The organism is Beijerinckia sp. L45, assembly GCF_009765775.1.
GTDB lineage: Bacteria > Pseudomonadota > Alphaproteobacteria > Rhizobiales > Beijerinckiaceae > RH-AL1.
Genome location: NZ_LMUU01000172.1, coordinates 25,724 through 28,156 on the forward strand (window position 1 = coordinate 25,724; position 2,433 = coordinate 28,156).

Annotated in this window: 2 protein-coding genes and 1 pseudogene; all 3 read left to right on the forward strand. The window is 59.1% G+C overall.

The genetic code is table 11. The features are described 5' to 3' along the window. Positions 1-340 (forward strand): hypothetical protein (locus GSQ79_RS29070; protein WP_210253138.1); only part of this gene is annotated, 340 nt, incomplete at its 5' end. Continuing rightward, positions 337-1,935 (forward strand): hypothetical protein, encoded by a 1,599-nt coding sequence (locus GSQ79_RS19055; RefSeq protein ID WP_158810249.1) that lies wholly within the window; start codon positions 337-339, stop codon positions 1,933-1,935. The genes GSQ79_RS29070 and GSQ79_RS19055, both read left to right, overlap by 4 nt. Positions 1,936-2,006: 71 nt before the next feature. Next, positions 2,007-2,433 (forward strand): annotated as a pseudogene (locus GSQ79_RS29075) (hypothetical protein); the annotation flags it as partial.

The window sequence follows — 2,433 nt, forward strand, 5'->3', positions numbered from 1 at the left end:
AGGTGGTACGCCGTACTCGCTGTCCAATCCACTCCTCACAGCCCCCGCCATCTACCCCGTCGCCTTTACCGATCGGTCCGGCACCGTTGCGACAGCGGGCGCCACGGTCGTCGATATCGCGGCGAGCACGGCGCGCAAGGGCGGATCGATCCGGGCTGCGACCACGAACACGGGACTCATCACGATCACCTTGAAGGATGCGTCGGGAAACCTTCACGCCGAACATCTCGCGCCCGGCGAAAGCTACACCTTGACGGTCAATGGCTATGTGATCCAGGTCGAGGTCCTGGTTGCTGGTGATACGATTGGCGACGCCTTTTCTGGAGTGACGTTCCAATGAAGTCTTCCGCCACGCGCTCGTTGGTCAGCACAGCTTCCGCTTTGGCGCTATCGCTGACGACCGTGTTGGCGCAGGCCGATACGCAATTCGCGCCGGGCTCGGGTGTTACCTCGTTCATGGGTCGTCGAGGCCCAATCCAGCTTCAGCAGTCCGATCTTCCGACCGTGCCGCCTGCGAAAGGCGGCCTAGGCACGACATCGCTCAGCGGCATCCCAAAATGCCACGGGGCGTCAGGTGCATGCACGCCGGCCACCGCTGACGCCGTCGGCGCGGACTATGCGTCGCCCGCCTATGTCAACACGATCTTCTCGTCGGCGGTCGTCACCGTGTTCGGCACATCCAACCCCGCGATCGACGGCCCCGCAGTCCAAGCCGCCATATTCACCGGCAAATCTGTCTTCCTTATCGGAACGTTCGATCTTTCCGAGCAGCCTGAGCAGTGCCCGAACCCGGGCCAGAGGATCTTTGGCGCCGGTCGTCTAGCGACCAGAATTCTCGTCTTCACGAACACGACGCATCAGGGATTCCTGTTCGGCGCCACCGGCATTTCGAACCTCCAGGGGCCAGAAATCGACGATCTGTCGGTCTTTTATCCGAACCAGACCGACCCGACGTCGATCGTTTCTTACCCAACAACCTTCTACTTCCCATCCGTAAACCGTCCCCAGTTTCACAGACTTGGCATTTACGGCGGGACGGTCGGGTTCAATCTTGTTGGTTCCGGCGGCGCCACGGCCGACGACATCCAAATCCAGACATGGTTGCACGGTTTCGAGATTGACGCCGCGTTCGATCAAACGACCCTTAATCTGATCCATTGGTGGCCGCATACGAACCTGCCCGGCGGCGCACCGAACGGCCAGATGACGACAGCGCAGTCAAACGCCTGGTACGCATCGACAACCGGCAGAGCGATCTACGGCGGTCGGATCGACGACTTTATCGTCACGAACAGCCTTTTTCTGGGCGCCACCGCCCTCGACATGCATCTGAGCACCAACGGGGTCGATTACGCCTTCGGAACGTTCACGGCATGTGATTTTGATTCCACGAACTTCGGAACGATCGCGGGTGGCAAGCTCACGTTCAAGGGCGGCGCCGTTACGTTGCAAGCCGGATCGACCGGCCCTAATATCACGGGAGGTTTTGTTACTTTTGACGGCACCTATGTCAGTCAATTTGGTGCTATCGGGCTGCCAATATTCACCATTGCATCCGGCGCTAAGCTAGTCTTCGCAAATTCGCCGCTATTCACCACGAACAGCTTTGATAATCAGGGCTTTCAGAACGCTGGAACGCTTATCCTCACCGGCAATATAATGGATAGATACCCTGGAACGAGCGGGGCTCCCGTCGCTTATAATCAACCGGTGGTGTACTCCAACGGCGGGCAAGTGATTGTAAGCAACAATTACCAAACGCCGCTGGCTTCTGGCAGTACGGGTCTTTGGTTATATGCTCCTACTGATTTGAGCCATAAGGTTTCGTTCAATTCGTCTATCGGGTGGACTTACATCTTCCCTGGAGGAAGCGCGAGACAGGCTCCAAATGCTGTCGAGGGCGCCTCGGGTAATTCATATTTCCTGGGCAATTAGCGAACACTTGTCGACCGCTGTTTTCTCAACATAAGCCGCCTTTTGGGCGGCTTTTTCTATGGGGCCTGCCGATGCCGATCACCTATGATCGTACCGGGTTCTTCAATGCTGTCCGCGAGCCCGTGTTTCACGGCCACATGACGAACGACCAGGTCGCCGGCTGCAATGCGATCCTGGCGGAGTGGGAGCGCCTGCAGCCGGCAGGCGACACCCGCTTCATCGCCTACATGCTCGGAACCGCGAACTGGGAAACCGAGCACACCATGCAGCCGATCGAGGAGATCGGGCATGGGCGGGGCAGGGCCTACGGGGCGCCGGACGGGCCTTGGCATCAGGTTTATGATGGGCGCGGAGACGTCCAGATTACTTGGGAAGGCAATTATCGGAAGGCCGACACCGAGCTTCATTTGCGCGGAATCCTGACCGCCGCGGAGGACATGGTGAAGACCCCGGCGCTCGCGATGCGGCCCGACGTCGCCGCCGCCATCATGTTCTATG

Coding starts and splice junctions, on each gene's coding strand:
- GSQ79_RS19055 (WP_158810249.1), top strand. CDS start 337: ATGAAGTCTTCCGCCACGCGCTCGTTGGTCAGCACAGCTTCCGCTTTG.